Origin of the sequence: Streptomyces sp. NPDC088915 (assembly GCF_044749825.1) — a bacterium.
In the GTDB taxonomy this organism is placed as follows: domain Bacteria; phylum Actinomycetota; class Actinomycetes; order Streptomycetales; family Streptomycetaceae; genus Streptomyces.
This window is the reverse complement of the sequence record NZ_JBIVIR010000009.1, coordinates 154,757-169,208: the sequence shown is the minus strand read 5'-3', so window position 1 is coordinate 169,208 and position 14,452 is coordinate 154,757. Positions and strand designations below refer to the sequence as shown.

Annotated in this window: 12 protein-coding genes, 2 pseudogenes and 1 riboswitch; of the genes and pseudogenes, 9 read left to right on the top strand and 5 right to left on the bottom strand. The window is 73.8% G+C overall.

What is annotated here, in order from left to right; translation table 11 throughout:
• The first annotated feature begins 3 nt into the window (after positions 1-3).
• From ACIP5O_RS18355 to ACIP5O_RS18335, 5 genes are all read left to right on the top strand, one after another.
• Positions 4-486 (top strand): poly-gamma-glutamate biosynthesis protein PgsC/CapC, encoded by a 483-nt coding sequence (locus ACIP5O_RS18355; RefSeq protein WP_356547878.1) that lies wholly within the window; start codon positions 4-6, stop codon positions 484-486.
• A gap of 36 nt (positions 487-522) precedes the next feature.
• A complete protein-coding gene (locus ACIP5O_RS18350) occupies positions 523-1,602 on the top strand; it encodes a C40 family peptidase (RefSeq protein ID WP_401294447.1) in 1,080 nt (359 codons plus the stop codon).
• A 190-nt stretch (positions 1,603-1,792) separates the two neighbouring features.
• Positions 1,793-4,183, top strand: a complete 2,391-nt coding sequence (locus ACIP5O_RS18345) for a SpoIIE family protein phosphatase (RefSeq protein WP_401294445.1) — start codon at positions 1,793-1,795, stop codon at positions 4,181-4,183.
• Between the two features lie 151 nt (positions 4,184-4,334).
• On the top strand, positions 4,335-5,042 hold the full coding sequence (locus ACIP5O_RS18340; protein WP_401294443.1) for an NAD-dependent epimerase/dehydratase family protein: 708 nt from the start codon (positions 4,335-4,337) through the stop codon (positions 5,040-5,042).
• 87 nt (positions 5,043-5,129) lie between these two features.
• On the top strand, positions 5,130-5,783 hold the full coding sequence (locus ACIP5O_RS18335; protein WP_401294441.1) for a hypothetical protein: 654 nt from the start codon (positions 5,130-5,132) through the stop codon (positions 5,781-5,783).
• A gap of 46 nt (positions 5,784-5,829) precedes the next feature.
• On the opposite strand, the gene ACIP5O_RS18330 is transcribed toward ACIP5O_RS18335, so the two are convergent.
• From ACIP5O_RS18330 to ACIP5O_RS18320, 3 genes are all read right to left on the bottom strand, one after another.
• On the bottom strand, positions 5,830-6,183 hold the full coding sequence (locus tag ACIP5O_RS18330; protein WP_401294712.1) for a serine protease inhibitor: 354 nt from the start codon (positions 6,181-6,183) through the stop codon (positions 5,830-5,832).
• Between the two features lie 123 nt (positions 6,184-6,306).
• Entirely contained in the window at positions 6,307-7,326 is a 1,020-nt protein-coding gene (locus ACIP5O_RS18325) for a metallophosphoesterase family protein (protein WP_401294439.1), read from the bottom strand.
• A gap of 186 nt (positions 7,327-7,512) precedes the next feature.
• Entirely contained in the window at positions 7,513-7,803 is a 291-nt protein-coding gene (locus ACIP5O_RS18320; protein ID WP_401294437.1) for a hypothetical protein, read from the bottom strand.
• Between the two features lie 138 nt (positions 7,804-7,941).
• On the opposite strand from ACIP5O_RS18320, the pseudogene ACIP5O_RS18315 reads away from it, so the two are divergent.
• A pseudogene (locus ACIP5O_RS18315) lies at positions 7,942-8,163 on the top strand (CGNR zinc finger domain-containing protein); the annotation flags it as partial.
• Here the strand turns inward: ACIP5O_RS18315 and ACIP5O_RS18310 are convergent.
• Entirely contained in the window at positions 8,132-9,049 is a 918-nt protein-coding gene (locus ACIP5O_RS18310; protein WP_401294435.1) for a LysR family transcriptional regulator, read from the bottom strand. The pseudogene ACIP5O_RS18315 and the gene ACIP5O_RS18310 sit on opposite strands and share 32 nt — an antisense overlap.
• A gap of 117 nt (positions 9,050-9,166) precedes the next feature.
• Here ACIP5O_RS18310 and ACIP5O_RS18305 point away from each other — a divergent pair, with 117 nt between their 5' ends.
• Both ACIP5O_RS18305 and ACIP5O_RS18300 read left to right on the top strand, forming a co-directional pair.
• Positions 9,167-10,567 (top strand): MFS transporter, encoded by a 1,401-nt coding sequence (locus ACIP5O_RS18305; RefSeq protein ID WP_401294433.1) that lies wholly within the window; start codon positions 9,167-9,169, stop codon positions 10,565-10,567.
• 98 nt (positions 10,568-10,665) lie between these two features.
• Positions 10,666-11,791, top strand: a pseudogene (locus ACIP5O_RS18300) (mechanosensitive ion channel family protein); the annotation flags it as partial.
• A 29-nt stretch (positions 11,792-11,820) separates the two neighbouring features.
• On the opposite strand, the gene ACIP5O_RS18295 reads toward ACIP5O_RS18300, so the two are convergent.
• Positions 11,821-12,330, bottom strand: a complete 510-nt coding sequence (locus tag ACIP5O_RS18295) for a hypothetical protein (RefSeq protein WP_401294431.1) — start codon at positions 12,328-12,330, stop codon at positions 11,821-11,823.
• Between the two features lie 218 nt (positions 12,331-12,548).
• Positions 12,549-12,727: riboswitch (cobalamin riboswitch) on the top strand.
• Between the two features lie 210 nt (positions 12,728-12,937).
• Between ACIP5O_RS18295 and ACIP5O_RS18290 the strand changes: the two genes are divergently transcribed.
• Positions 12,938-14,437 carry a CoA-acylating methylmalonate-semialdehyde dehydrogenase gene (locus ACIP5O_RS18290; protein ID WP_401294429.1) on the top strand — a complete coding sequence of 500 codons (1,500 nt, stop codon included), beginning with the start codon at positions 12,938-12,940 and terminating at the stop codon, positions 14,435-14,437.
• Positions 14,438-14,452: the final 15 nt, after the last annotated feature.

Here is a 14,452-nt window from a genome sequence, read left to right as displayed (position 1 = left end):
CCGTTGACCACCGCTGCCCTGACCCCCGAGATGGCCGCCCTGGGCATCGCCATCGGCCTGCTCTTCTCCCTGCTGTGCTACCTCACCACCAACCTCTCCCCCGGTGGGATGATCACACCGGGATGGCTCGCCCTCACCCTCATCGAGGACCTCCAGCGGGCGGCCATGGTCGTCGGCGTCACCGCCCTCACGTACGCGGGCACCAAGCTCATGCAGCGGCTGGTGATCCTGTACGGCAAGCGGCTGTTCGCCGCGGTGGTCCTCCTCGGGGTGCTGCTGCAGGCCACGGTGATGATCGTGCTCTCGCTGGAGTTCCCGCTGATGTACGGCAACCAGACCCTCGGCTTCATCGTGCCCGGTCTCATCGCCTATCAGCTGGTCCGCCAGCCCAAGGGCCCCACCCTCCTCGCGACGGCCTCCGTCTCGCTCATGGCCTACATCGTCGTCGCCGCCGGTCTGCTGCTCGGCGTCATGCCCGTCGCCTGACCGTCCCCGGCACCCCCAGAAACGAGGAACAACCCCATGGCAGGGAAGAAGAAGTCACGCCCGCTCCTCTCGGGCCTCGCGGTCCTCGGGCTCGTCGCGGCCTCGGGCTACCTCACCCTGGAGCTGCGCGAGCGGGAGGAGCAGGGCGTCACCGAGGTGCGCAACGTCGGCGTGCTCGACGGGGCCGGGAAGCAGACCGGCGCGGCCCGGGAGAAGGGCGGGGAGCGGTGGTCCCGCCTGGACAACCCCGCGCGCAGCGTGCTGCGCGGCGCCGACGGCCAGGTCATGGCGGTCCTGACCGACGGCGCGCGCACCGCGAAGCTGACCGGCCCGGCCCGGACCTTCGCCGAGCCGGCCTCCACGGCGTCCAAGGTCTCCACGACGGACTGGGTGCGGGTCATGCCCGAGCCCTGGACCAAGGGCGCCGAGAAGAAGAAGTGGTTCAAGGACTGGTACGCGGAGTACGCCGGGAGCGAGCAGGACGACGTCTTCGCCTTCGCCTTCCAGTACGTGGCGGGGGCGCCGCAGCGGAAGGACGCCAAGGGCCTCGCCTTCGCGGGCGACGCGAACTTCGGTCCGCTGAACACCACCGGCGCCGAGGGCGGCGACCTGCGCCTCGAACAGTCGGACTTCTACGACTACCTGGGCACGCCGTACCCCTTCCGGGACGGCACCGTCGGGGCGCCGGACGCCGTGCGCGCCCGGTCCCTGGACTGCTCCGGCTACATGCGGATGGTCCTCGGCTACCGCGCCCGCTACCCGCTGATGTCCTCGGACAAGTCGGGCGACGGCCTGCCCCGCACGGCCAACGGCATGGCGCGTTCCCGCCAGGGCGTGGACGTCCTGCCGCTGACCGGTGTCACGGCGGAGCACCGCTCCACCGCCATCGACCAGCTCCAGCCGGGCGACCTCGTCTTCTTCAAGCTCGACGGACGGACCGGACAGCGCCTCGACCACGTCGGCATGGTCCTCGGCCACGACACGGAGGGGCACCTGATCTTCGTCTCCAGCCGCGAGGAGGTCAACGGCCCCACCATCGGCGACATCGGCGGCGTCTCCCGGCTCGACGGCAACGGCTACTACGCCAAGGCCCTGCGCAGCGCGAAGCGCCTCTAGGTCCGTACCGTCCGCACGGCCCACACGGCCCACACGGCCCTCGCGGCTCTTTCGGCCCAGTGGGCCGCCCCGGCCGACTGGCGGGCGGGGCCCGCCGAGGGATGATGGAGGTCCGGCCCCGCGCAGCAGGGGGCCCGGTGTGACATGGAGGAAACGCTCAAGGTGAGCCCGCGCGGGGGTGCCGTGTCGTGTGAGGGAGGCAGAGCACGAGGTGGACGACGAGATCCCGCCCTTCGCACCGGAGTACCGGGGGCTGCCCTTCGCCGGTGAGACCGCGGGGGCGCTGCTGGACTCCGAGGGCCGGATCATCGGGTGGACGCGCGCGGCGGAGGACCTGCTCTCCCTGTCCGCCGACCGGGCCTGCGGGCGGCACATCGGGGAACTGCTCAAGGATCCTGACACCCGGCACGTACCGCCGTCCGACCGGTGGCCCGAGGCCTGGTCCGGCGTGGCCGTGGCGCTCACGGGCGGCGGCGGGGAGCTGAGGGTCGACTTCCAGGTCCTGCCGCTCACGGACGCCGGCTCGTGCGCCGGGGCGTCCCGGTACTTCGTCCTCGCGGCCCCCGAGGGGACGGCGGCGCGGTGGCGGCAGGACCAGGCGTTCACCACGGAGCTGTTCCTCCAGGACCGGCTCGGCCTGGCCGTCTTCGACGTGGACCTGCGGCTGGTCAGGACCAACACCCATCTCCTCCCGTACACCGGGCTCGCGCCGGACCTGCGCGGCCGGCGGCTCATGGACTTCCTGTACGCCGAGGACGCCGCGGCCGTCGAACGGCAGCTGCGCGAGGTGCTGCGGACGGGGCTGCCGCTCGTGCGGGCGGAGGAGACGGTCCGCACCCTCGAAGAGCCCGGGGGCGGGGCGGTGATGGCCATCTCGGCGTTCCGGCTGCAGGCGCCCGACGGGCACGTGTTCGGGGTGACGGCGCTGTTCACGGACGTCACCGAGCTGCGCCGCACCAGTGAGCGGCTGTCCGTGCTGCACCGCGTGACCGCGGCCGTCGGCGGCTCGCTGTCGGTCGTCGGCACCGCCGAGGACCTGGCGGCGGCGCTCGTGCCGGCGGTGGGCGACCTCTCCGTGGTGGAGATCGCGGAGGAGGTGTTCACCGGCGAGGAGCCCACCCCCGCCCCGGACGGCAGCATGCCGCTGCGCCGGACCGCCGTGGCCGGGCACAGGACGGCGGAGGCGCCGCTCGACCACGTCGTCCTGGCCAGGCCCGACGCCCCCGCGAAGCCCGCCGACCCGCTCACCTCGATGACCGTCGCGCTGCGCGCCCGGGGCAGTGTCCTCGGACGCGTGACCGTCCACCGCGACGCCGGGAAGCCGCCGTACGAGGCGGCCGACCTGCACCTGCTGCACGAGATCGCCGGGCACGCCGCGCTCGCCCTGGACAACGCCCGCCGCTACACCCGCGAGCACCGCGCGTCGGTGGGCCTCCAGCGCAGCCTGCTGCCGCCGTCGGAGGCCGAGAACGTCGCCGTGACCACCGCCGGGGTCTATCTGCCCGCCGACACCGGCACCGGAGTCGGCGGCGACTGGTTCGACGTCATCCCGCTCTCGTCCGCCCGGGTCGCCCTGGTCGCCGGCGACGTCGTCGGCCACGGCCTCGCGGCGACGGCGATGATGGGCCGGCTGCGGACCGCGGTCCGCACCCTCGCCGACCTCGACCTGGAGCCGGACGAGCTGCTCGTGCACCTCGACGACCTGGTCTCCCAGCTCGGCGTGGAGACCGACGGGAGCGACGAGTCCGACGACGCGACGGGGCCCGCCCGGCCCCGGACCGACCCGATCGGCGCGACCTGTCTGTACGCGATCTACGACCCGGTGTCCCGGCGGCTCGCCATGGCCTCCGCCGGGCATCCGCCGCCGGCCGTGGCGGCCCCGGACGGGACCGTCGCCTTCGTCCCCGTGAACCCCGGGCCTCCGCTGGGCGTGAGCGGGCTGCCCTTCGAGATCGCCGAGGTCGACGTGGAACCGGGGAGCATCCTCGCCCTCTACACCGACGGTCTGATCGAGAGCCGCGAGCGCGACGTCGACGAGGGCATGGCCGACCTCGCCCGCCGTCTCGCGGCGCCGGGGGTCTTCGACACGCCGCTGCGGAGGCTCGGGCGCGAGATCGTCGCCGGCCGCCCCGCCGACCACCTCACCGACGACATCACCCTGCTGCTCGCCCGTACGCGCGCGGTGCCGTCGTACGACCACGTCGTCTGGCCGGTGGCCGCCGATCCGGCCGCCGTGGCGGAGGTGCGCGGGGCCGCGGCCCGGCAGTTGGACGACTGGGGCCTCACGGAGCTGGCCTTCACCACCGAGCTGGTCCTGAGCGAGCTGGTCACCAACGCCATCCGCTACGCCGGCGGTCCGGTCGAGGTGCGGCTGATCCGGGCGGGCCGCCTGGTCTGCGAGGTCTCCGACCCGAGCGCCACCCAGCCCCGCATGCGCCGCGCCCTGCTCACCGACGAGGGCGGCCGGGGCCTGTACCTGGTCGCCCAGCTCACCACCCGGTGGGGCTGCCGCTACACGCGGCACGGCAAGACGATCTGGGCGGAGCAGGAGATGCCGGACGAGGTGGACGCGGGGCGGTAGCGGAACCACGCGGTACTGGTTCCACGTGGTAGCGGGGTCACATGGCGGTGGGTCACATGGTGGTGGTGCCATGTGGTGGTGGTGCCACGTCAACCGGCCCCCGGCGCGCGATCGGCGTGCCGGGTCCGGGTCCGACCCTGAAGAAGCGCACGTGAAGGTACTGATCACCGGCGGAGCCGGGTTCATCGGTTCCACCGTCGCCGCGGCCTGCCTCGACGAGGGGATCGACGTCGTGGTCCTCGACGACCTGTCGACGGGACGCGCCGAGTTCGTCGAGGGGCGGATCTTGTACCGCGGCTACATCGCCGACGGGGAGCTGGTCGACAGGATCTTCTCCGACCATCCCGACGTCCACGCCGCCCTTGGGTGCGCGGCGAAGATCGTCGTCCCCGAGTCCGTGGCGGAGCCGCTGCGCTACTGCGAGGACGTCGCCGCCGGCACGCCGCTGCGCGCGATCTCCCCGCGGTACTTCAACCCGATCGGCTGCGTCCCCGGGATCCGCGACCACGACCACGACCACGACCTGGCGCGCGCCCACGTCGCGGCCCTCCGCCGCTTCGACGCGATCACGTCGGGGGACGCCGGCGCCGCCCCGTACCGGCCGATCGCCCCGGGGACCGGTCACGGCACCACCGTCTTCGAGCTGATCCGGGCGTTCGAGAACGTCACCGGCGAGCCGCTCGCCACCGAGGTGGTCGGCCGGCGGCCCGGTGACAACGCGGGCGCCTACCCCGACGTCACCCTCGCCCGCGAACTCCTGGGCCGGGAACCGGCCCTCTCCATCGAGCGGGGCATCGCGGACTCGCCGGCCTGGCACGCCCGCCGCGACCTCGCCCTCGCGGCGGACGGGAACGACTGATCCCCGCCCCGGGCCGGTGCCGGGGCTTTAGGTTGGGGCCGACCGGGCACCGGCCGACAGCACATCGCGAACAGGACGATCCGCATCATGGGAAACCCCTCCGCCGAGCACGGCGTTCCGCTGACCGACCGCGTCATGGCCTCCGTACGCGCCGATCCCGGGCGGCCGGTGCTGGACTACAACGCGTGGGCGGGCCCCTGGGTGGCGGGGGCGGCGGAGCCGCTGGCCGACGACGTGCTCGCGGGGGCCGCGTTCCCGAGCGGGCGCCCGCTGCCGCCCAGTCTGCGCCGGTGGCTGGCGTTCGACAGCGGTCTGCTGCGCCGGTTCGGCTGGTTCGACTCCGGGTCGGGCTTCACGCCGCGGACGCTCGGGCGGATCGGCCGCGACGAGTTCGGCGACGGCTGGGGAGCACCCTTCGAGGCGCTGTCGGAGCGTTTCGACGAGTGCTTCCTCCTGCCCGGCGGTTCCGACTCCCGCCGGGTCCTCGCCACGGGCGAGCCGGACGCGTACGGCGAGTACCCGGTGTTCGCGCTCGACGTGGACGACCTGCCGTGCGTCGAGCTGATGTACCCGGGCCTCGACGTCTACCTGGCGGACACGGCGGGCCTCGTCGCGCGGCCGGAGGGCGGCTATTCCTCGCTCGCCGCCGATCCCGTGTACGGCCCGAGGATGCGGGCCCACGCGCGGAACGCCTTCGCGGGGAGGTTCCACGAGGAGTGCCTGGACTGGCCGGACGCGTGAGCCGGACCGGTCGGCGCGGGCTCCGCCGTGATCCGAAGGACGGGCCCTAGCCGATGGTGGGGACCTGGCTGACGAGGCCGAAGGCGTCGTGGACGATCCGGACGCGGCTCTCGTTGTAGTCCATGGTGACCAGGGCGCCCTCGGGGACGTGCACGACGTGCAGGTCCGGCCGGTCCCGCAGGATCACCCTCTCGGCCCAGGCCTTCGGCAGCCCGAGGGTCTCGGGCCACTGGGTCCTCGTCCCGGCGTGGTCCGTCGTACGGGCGCCGGGCAGGGCGGCCGCATCGAGGACGGCGGGGACCGCGGTGGCGGTGGCGTCGGCGGTCTCCGGGGCCGCGGTGGCGACGGCCGGAGCGATCAGGGCGGTGACGGAGGCGGCCGCGAGGGCCGCCAGGAGCATCTTCTTCACGTCCGACAGAACGATTCGCCGCCCCGGCGGTCACCGCGGACGGACTTTCGGTCACCGGTACGGCCCACCCGGCGGGCGTCGCCGGGTGGGGACCACCGGGCGGGCCGAGGCACGTCAGATCCGCGTCGACAGCGGGACCGTGATCTGCTTCAGCCAGCGGCCGGCGGCGAAGTCGCGCGCCCTGACGACGACGCGGTCGTGGAAGACCTCGACCTGGAGCCCCTGGTTGAACGTGCCGGGGACGGAGACCTCGCCGCCCTTGCCGTCGTCGGTGTAACCCGTCTGTACGGCGCCGGTGTTGACGACGGAGAAGCCTTCCGGGTTGGCGGTGCCGGGGACGACCCTGCGGACGTACCAGTCCGACAGGGCGAGGTCCCAGTGGGTGTGCCCGCAGAAGAGGAAGACGTCGCGGTGGCGGCCGAGGATCCCGAGGAGCCGGTCCGCCTGGAGGTAGTCGCGGGAGTAGAGCCGGTTGCGGCTGCCCGAGACGGTGTTCGGGAGGGGGTGGTGCGTGACGACCACGACGGGCTTGCGGCGGCGCGCCCAGTACGCGAGGCGCTGTTCGAGCCAGGTGAGCTGCGCCTCGCTCAGCCACACCTCGTCCCAGAGCTTCGGGTCGTGGTAGTGCATGTACTTCTCGGTGCCGAGGCTCAGCACCGGGATGCCGCCGAAGGAGTGCTCGGCGTGCACCGTGTCGCGGCCGGCGAAGCGGTAGAAGCTGCGGAACAGGGAGTCCTCGGTGGTCCCGTTGGGCCAGGTGTCCTGCGCGAGGGTCGACGGGTCGCGCCACTTGGGGACGTAGAACTCGTGGTTGCCGATCGCCCAGGCGACCGTGCGGGGACGGGTGTGGCGCGCGAGTTCGGCGGAGACCTCCGCGTACTCGGCGTCGTACCCGCGCGGGGTGATGTCGCCGGCGACGGCGAGGCCCGAGCTCCGGGGGTTGGTGCGGTTCATGTCCTCCAGGGCGACGCCGAGGTCCCGGAGGTCGCCCTGGATGTCGCTGATGACGTTGAAGGAGGTGACGGGGCGTCCCGGGCCGGCGTGCGCGGGGGACGCCGTGCCCGCCGGCACCTGGGAGGCGGCGACCGCTCCCACCCCGCCCGTCGCGACGGTGAGGAGAGACCTGCGATCCACAGGGGGTTCCTTTCGGTTGCGGCGGTGCCGGCGCCCTCCCGGGCCCACGCACGCGTGTCCGGGGCACCGCGCTTCGATCCGGACCCGTTATGGATACGCAACCTCGGTGGCCCTCCGCCCGGCTCCGGGTGTCCGTGGCGTGAACGCGTTCCGGCGGGACGAGGCCCGGTGCTCGTCCGTACGCGCTCACCCGGCGACCGCCCGGTCCCGGGACGGTCCGGCGTCCGCCGCGGGGACGGCGAAGAAGGCTGGGACCGCGAGGGCCGCCGTGCCCGCCGCGAGCAGCAGGGCGCCCGGCAGGGACCAGGTCGCGACCGGCCCCGCGACCGCGGCTCCCAGGGCGAACCCGGTGGTCTTCAGACTGGCACCGGTGGTGAAGACCTGGCTCCGCAGGCGCTCCGGTGCCTCCCGGTGGCGGACGGCGAACAACGCGGTCAACTGGGGGCCTTCGCCGATTCCGGCGACGAACGCGGCCACGACGAGGACGACCGGGTCGCCGGAGACGGCCGCGGTCGGGGCCGCGGCCTGGACCAGGGCGCCGGTCCAGAGAAGGGTGTCCGGGGCGATGGCCCGCGGGAAGCGGGCGAGTACGGCGTGGGCGGCCAGGGCGGAGGCCCGCCGGGCGGGATCTGCGCCTCGTCCGGCTGTCGGAACGTCTTCCTCGTCCAGGGCGGCGAGCGGGAGCGCCGCTACTGCTCCCGTCGGTGCGCGACCCGCGAACGGGTCGCGGCGCACCGGCGCTCGCGTGCCGCCGACCGCGTCGAACGGGCTCGGTCGGATCCCGGCCCGCCGTTCCCGGACGGGTTCACTCCGGCTCGTCGCCCAGTTCGCTCCTGACGACCTCCCCCACCAGGCCGCGCAGCCAGGTGTGGGCGGGGTCGGCCTGGTAGCGGGGGTGCCAGGCGAGGGAGAGGCGGAGGAAGGGGAGGTCGAGGGGGATCGGGAAGGTGGCCAGGCCGAAGCGGCGGGCCGTGGCCGAGTGGACGCGCTCTCCGAGGATGCCGACGAAGTCGGTGTCGAGCAGGGCGAGGAGGGCCGAGGCGAAGGTCGGGTAGACGGCCACGACCCTCCGTGTCAGGCCGTGTTCGGCGAGGGCCGTGTCGATCGGGCCGGTGAACCGGCCCCGGCGCGAGTAGTTGAGGTGGTCGGCGGCGGCGAACCCGGCGGGGGTGACCCCGCCGTCCAGGAGAGGGTGCCCGGCGCGGGCGACGCCCACGAAGCGGTCCTCCAGGAGCGGTTCGATCCGGGTCTCGGGGCCGGTGCCCGTGATGTTGCCGATCTCCAGGTCGGCCAGGTCCTCGCGGAGGAACTGCACGTCCTGCGGGCCCTCGCCCAGGAACCGGAGGGAGACGCCCGGGGCTTCGGCCCGCATCCGGGTCAGGAGCGGTGCGCCGAGGCGGACGACCAGGGACTCGTCCGCCTGGACGGTGAAGACCCGTTCGAGGCGGGCCGGGTCGATCTCGCCGGCCGGCGCGAAGACGGCGCGGGCCCGTACGACCAGTTCGTGGACCTCGGCCCGTACGGCAAGGGCGCGCGGGGTGGGGACCATGGCGCGCCCGGAGCGGACCAGTACGGGATCGCCGAGGGCGCGCCGGATGCGGCCGAGGGTCCGGCTCATCGCGGGCGACGACAGGTTGAGCCGGTCGGCGGCGCCGCCGACGCTGCCCTCCTCCAGGAGGGCGTCCAGGGCGACCAGCAGGTTCAGGTCCAGATTCAGTTGCATGGCGTGCACTTATCTCTTCGCGAAGTTGCATTTGAAGGCAAGTCCGGTGCGAGCCTACCGTGGCAGCACGGTCGGCCGGCCCCCTCCTTCGGTCTCTTCGAACGAAAGATCCTTCCCATGCTCCTGGATGAAGTGCGTCCCGCGCCGCGCCCCGTCGGCCTGCGGGCCGTGTACGCCGTCATGGCCGCGTGCTCCGTGCTGGTGGTGTCGCTCGTGGCGGCGGTCAACCTGGCGATCCCGAAGCTGGCGGCGAGCGCGCTCGCGCCCTCCCCCGGCCAGTTGCTGTGGATCGTCGACACCTACGTGCTGGTCTTCGGCTGCCTGCTGATCCCCGCCGGCGCGCTCGGCGACCGGTACGGCCGCAAGGGCGCGCTCCTGACCGGGCTCGCCCTGGTCGCGGTCGGCGCCCTCGTGTCGGCGGCCGCTCCCGGCGTGGCCGTCCTGATCGCCGGCCGGGCCGTCACCGGCGTGGGGGCGGCGCTCGTCATGCCGGCCACCCTGTCGCTGATGCTGGAGGTGACCGAACCGGCCGGGCGGCCGCAGGCGGTCGCCGTCTGGACGGCCGCGACCGGCATCGCCGGTGTCGTCGGGAACATCGGCGGGGGTCTGGCCCTCCAGTACCTGCCGTGGCAGGGCCTGTTCCTGTCGGTCGCGCCGCCGGCCGTCGTCCTCGGCCTGCTGGCGGCCCGCTTCGCGCCGCGCGGCGGGCGGCGGCCCGCGACCCTGGACCTGCCGGGCTCGGCCCTGCTCGTCGCGGGCGTCGGGGCCCTGCTGTACGGGATCATCGAGGGGCCCTCGTCCGGCTGGGCGTCCGCGCGGGTGATCGGCGGGCTGCTCCTGTCGGCCGTCCTGATCGCGCTGTTCGTGACGCGCTCGCTGCGCGCGGAGCGCCCGCTGCTCGACCCGCGCGTCTTCCGCGTCCGCAGGCTGCGGGCCGGCGCCCTCGGCGTCGGGACCGCGTTCTTCGGCCTGTTCTCCCTCTTCTACGTCAACGCCCAGTACCTCCAGTACGCCAAGGGGTACTCGCCGCTGGTCGCGGGCTGCGCGATCGCCCCCCTGGCGATCGGCATGATGGTCGCCTCGCGCCACAGCATCCGGCTGGCCGCCCGCTTCGGCGACGGCGTCGTCGCCGTCGGCCTGGCCGGCATCGTCGCCGGTCTGGTCCTGATGTCCTTCGCCACCGCCTCCACCCCGTACCCCCTCTACGCCCTCTTCCTCGTGCTCCTCTCCCTGGGCATGGGCCTGTGCGTCCCCGTCCTGTCGGCCGCCGTCATGACCTCCCTCCCGCAGGACCGGGCCGGTCTGGGGTCGGGGCTGAACGGCGCGACCCGCGAGATCGGCAGTGCGCTGGGCGTCGCCGTCATGGGGACGGCGCTCTCCTCCCACGGCTCGGAGGTCTTCTCCACCGCGATGTCCTTCGGCTTCCGCGTGGTCGCCGGTCTCGTCCTGGCCGTGTCCCTCGTCACCCTCGCGTGGTGGCGCGGCGGCGACGGGGCGCCGAAACCCCAGGTGGGGTGAGTCCGGGCCGTCGGCGGCGGTCCGGCGGGATGTTTGGGGTGCCGGTCGGCGGTCAGGCGTCATCGACGAACCTGTTCGTCTCATCGACTGGGGAGCACATGGAGAGCGTTCTTCGGCTGGCGGCATCCGTCGGCGGCTCGGCCCTCGTGGCGTTCGTCGTGGTCCGCCTGGCGGACCTGTTGGCCCGTCACGCGGACGCGCGCCACCACGAGACACCGCTGTGGGGGTTGCTGCGCCGCTGCCGTACGCCGTTGTTCGTCGTCCTGCTGACCGCCCTGCTCCGCTGGACCTATCCGGCGTCGGCCGCGTCCCTCCTGGACGAGCACGCCCAGGTGATCGGCCACGTGCTGCTGCTGTGCCTGATAGGCGGCGGCGCCTGGCTGACGATCCGGGCGGCCTCGGCCGTCGTGGAGTCCTCGTACACGCGCTACGCCGGGCGTGCGCGGGACGCCGCGCGGCTGCGCCGGGTCCGTACGCAGGTCACGCTGATCATGCGGGTGGTGTCGGTCGCCGTCGGAGTGCTCGCGGCCGCCGTCGCCCTCGTCACCTTCCCCTCCTTCCGCACCCTCGGCACGTCGCTGCTGGCCTCGGCCGGGATCATCGGCATCGTGGCCGGCGTGGCGGCGCAGTCGACGCTCGGCAACCTCTTCGCCGGCTTCCAGATCGCCTTCGGCGACATGGTCCGCATCGGGGACACGGTCGTCGTCGACGGCGAGTGGGGTCTCGTGGAGGAGGTGACGCTGACCTTCCTCACGGTCAGGACCTGGGACGAGCGCCGGGTGACGCTGCCCGTCTCGTACTTCACCTCGCGTCCGTTCGAGAACTGGTCGCGGGGCGGTGCCCAGATGACGGGGTCGGTCTTCGTCCACTGCGACCACTCCACGCCCGTCGCGCTCATGCGGGCGCACCTGCGGGAGTTCCTCGCCGCCTGTCCGGCCTGGGACGGGCGCGGCTGGGACCTGGCCGTCACGGACACGTCGCCCACCGCCATCACGGTCCGCGCGATCGTGACCGCCAAGGACGCCGACGACCTGTGGACGACCCGCTGCGCCGTACGCGAGGAACTCGTGCGCTGGCTGGCCCGGGAGCACCCGGGCGCCCTTCCCCGGGTCGTCACCGCCTCCGCCCCCGAGGAGTCGGGCAAGGCGGCCTGAGTCGCCGGGGGCTCGGCCGGGGCGACGAGGGCGAGGTGGTGGACGGCGGCCCGCTCCGCGTACGGGGCGGTGTCGAACGACCCGCGCGGGTCCGTCCGCTCAGACCGGCGGCTCGTGCGCCGACGACCGGCCGCGAAGGACCGGCCCGTACCACAGCATTCGGCTCGCCTCGCTCCGGACGCGGCGGGTGCGTCCCCGTTCGGCCAGGAGCGCGAGGGCGGTGGGCGGCGTCGCGAAGCGCCGGGAGGCGGCCGTGCGCTGGAGCCAGTCGGACGCGTCGAGGAGTTCTCCGGGGGACCGGGCCTCGTCCTGTACGAGGGCGTGGAGCAGGGACCACTCGCGCAGGCGGCGGGCGGGGAAGTCGTGGGCCGCGACGGTCTCGGCGAGGCGCCGGGCCCATTCCGTGAAGTGCGGGCCGGCCAGGAGGCCGGCGGCCCTGCGGTCCAGGTGACGGACCACCGCGCTGCCGGCCATCGTCGCGTCCCGGTCGCGCAGGACGGCGGACACCAGCTCGGCCTCGGCCTCCTCCGGTACGGCTTCCAGAGCCTCCAGGTACCGGGCGAACCTCCGGTGCTCGGGCGGTTCCTCGTCGAGGTGCGGGGCGGTCATGCCGCGATTCTGCCCGGTCGTCGGAGGGCGCGGCCGGGAATTTCCGGGCACGCCGACGGTCCTGATCCGCCTGACAGACCTCGGGAGCGGAGGAAGGCCCGGACGCCCCGGGAGACCCCGTGCGCGACGGAGGTCCGGCCGGCCGCAGGGGGATCGGCGGGATCCGGCCGACACGGATGGTGGCGGGGCGCGGGGGTGGACTTACTAGGACGTCCAACTATATGTTCGTGACACAAGGTCCGCGGTGCAGGGAAGCCGGTGTGAATCCGGCACGGTCCCGCCACTGTGACCGGGGAGTGTGCCGCCGTCCACACGTCACTGACGAGGTCCGTCGGGAAGGCGGGCGGCACGCGGGGATCCGGGAGTCAGGATACCGGCCGCGGAGCGTTCCGTGTTGTCCACGAGGATGGAGCAGACACGCATGGCACCGGTCCGTACCCACGACCCTGGTGATCCGGCGGAGCGAGCGGCGACCCCCGCGTCCACGTAGCTCTTCGGCGGCCCCGCGCCGCCCCGTCCCACGGCGTCCCCCCGCGGCGCACCCACCCGGTGCGGCCGGCGGTCCGCCGTGCCATCCCCGGATCCGACCTGACGAGAGCAGGCCCCCATGGTCCGTGAACTCACCCATTTCATCGGCGGGAAGCACACCGCCGGCACGTCCGGCCTCTTCGGCGACGTGTACGACCCCAACACCGGCGCCGTCCAGGCCCGCGTCCCGCTCGCCGGCCGCGCCGACACCGAGCGGGCGATCGCGGACGCGGTCGCCGCCCAGCGGGAGTGGGGCGCGTGGAACCCGCAGCGGCGCGCCCGCGTCCTGTTGCGGTTCCTCCGGCTCGTCGAGGGCGAACGCGACGAGCTGGCGAGGCTGTTGTCCGCCGAGCACGGCAAGACCGTCGCGGACGCCCACGGCGATCTGCAACGCGGGCTCGAAGTCGTGGAGTTCGCCGCCGGCGCTCCCCACCTCCTCAAGGGGGAGTTCACCGACAACGCCGGAACCGGCATCGACGTGCACTCCTTGCGCAGCCCGCTCGGCGTCGTCGCCGGCATCACCCCGTTCAACTTCCCCGCGATGATTCCGCTGTGGCAGGCCGCACCCGCCCTGGCCTGCGGCAACGCCTTCATCCTCAAGCCGTCCGAACGCGATCCCTCCGTACCGCTCCGGCTCGCGGAGCTGTTCCTGGAGGCGGGGCTCCCGGCCGGTGTCCTCAACGTCGTCAACGGCGGCGAGGAGGCCGTCACCACCCTCCTCGAAGACCCCCGCGTGCAGGCCCTCGGCTTCGTCGGCTCCACCCCGGTCGCCGCGCACATCTACGCGACGGCCGCCGCCCACGGCAAGCGCGCCCAGTGCTTCGGCGGCGCCAAGAACCACATGATCGTGATGCCCGACGCCGACCTCGACCAGGCCGTCGACGCCCTGGTGGGGGCCGGTTACGGCTCGGCGGGCGAGCGCTGCATGGCGATCTCCGTCGCCGTGCCCGTCGGCGAGGAGACCGCCGACCGGCTGGTGGCCGCACTGAAGGAGCGCGTCGCCGCCCTCCGGATCGGCCGCTCCGACGACCCGGAGGCCGACTTCGGGCCGCTGGTGAGCCGGGACGCCCTGGAACGGGTCACCCGCTACGTCGACATCGGCGTGGAGGAGGGGGCCGAACTCGTCGTCGACGGACGCGGGTTCACCCTGCCCGGCCACGAGGACGGCTTCTTCGCGGGCGCCTCGCTCTTCGACCGGGTCACCCCGGAGATGCGGATCCACCGCGAGGAGATCTTCGGCCCGGTGCTGTGCGTCGTGCGCGCCGCCGACTTCGAGGAGGCGCTCCGGCTGCCCAGCGAGCACGCGTACGGGAACGGCGTCGCCCTCTTCACCCGGGACGGCGACACCGCCCGCGAGTTCGCGCGCCGGGTCGACACCGGGATGGTCGGCGTCAACGTCCCGATCCCGGTCCCCGTGGCGTACCACACCTTCGGCGGCTGGAAGGCGTCCGGGTTCGGGGACCTGAACCAGCACGGGCCGGACTCGATCCGCTTCCACACCCGCACCAAGACCGTCACCTCGCGCTGGCCCTCCGGGGTCAAGGAGGGCGCGAGCTTCACCATGCCGACGATGGGGTGAGCGGAGTGTCCACCA

What these genes read in the sequence shown, in the direction of transcription:
- ACIP5O_RS18335 (WP_401294441.1), top strand. Translation starts at nt 5,130, where the DNA reads ATGGGAAACCCCTCCGCCGAGCACGGCGTTCCGCTGACCGACCGCGTC.
- ACIP5O_RS18330 (WP_401294712.1), bottom strand. Translation starts at nt 6,183, where the DNA reads ATGCTCCTGGCGGCCCTCGCGGCCGCCTCCGTCACCGCCCTGATCGCT.
- ACIP5O_RS18295 (WP_401294431.1), bottom strand. Translation starts at nt 12,330, where the DNA reads ATGACCGCCCCGCACCTCGACGAGGAACCGCCCGAGCACCGGAGGTTC.
- ACIP5O_RS18305 (WP_401294433.1), top strand. Translation starts at nt 9,167, where the DNA reads ATGCTCCTGGATGAAGTGCGTCCCGCGCCGCGCCCCGTCGGCCTGCGG.
- ACIP5O_RS18310 (WP_401294435.1), bottom strand. Translation starts at nt 9,049, where the DNA reads ATGCAACTGAATCTGGACCTGAACCTGCTGGTCGCCCTGGACGCCCTC.
- ACIP5O_RS18290 (WP_401294429.1), top strand. Translation starts at nt 12,938, where the DNA reads ATGGTCCGTGAACTCACCCATTTCATCGGCGGGAAGCACACCGCCGGC.
- ACIP5O_RS18350 (WP_401294447.1), top strand. Translation starts at nt 523, where the DNA reads ATGGCAGGGAAGAAGAAGTCACGCCCGCTCCTCTCGGGCCTCGCGGTC.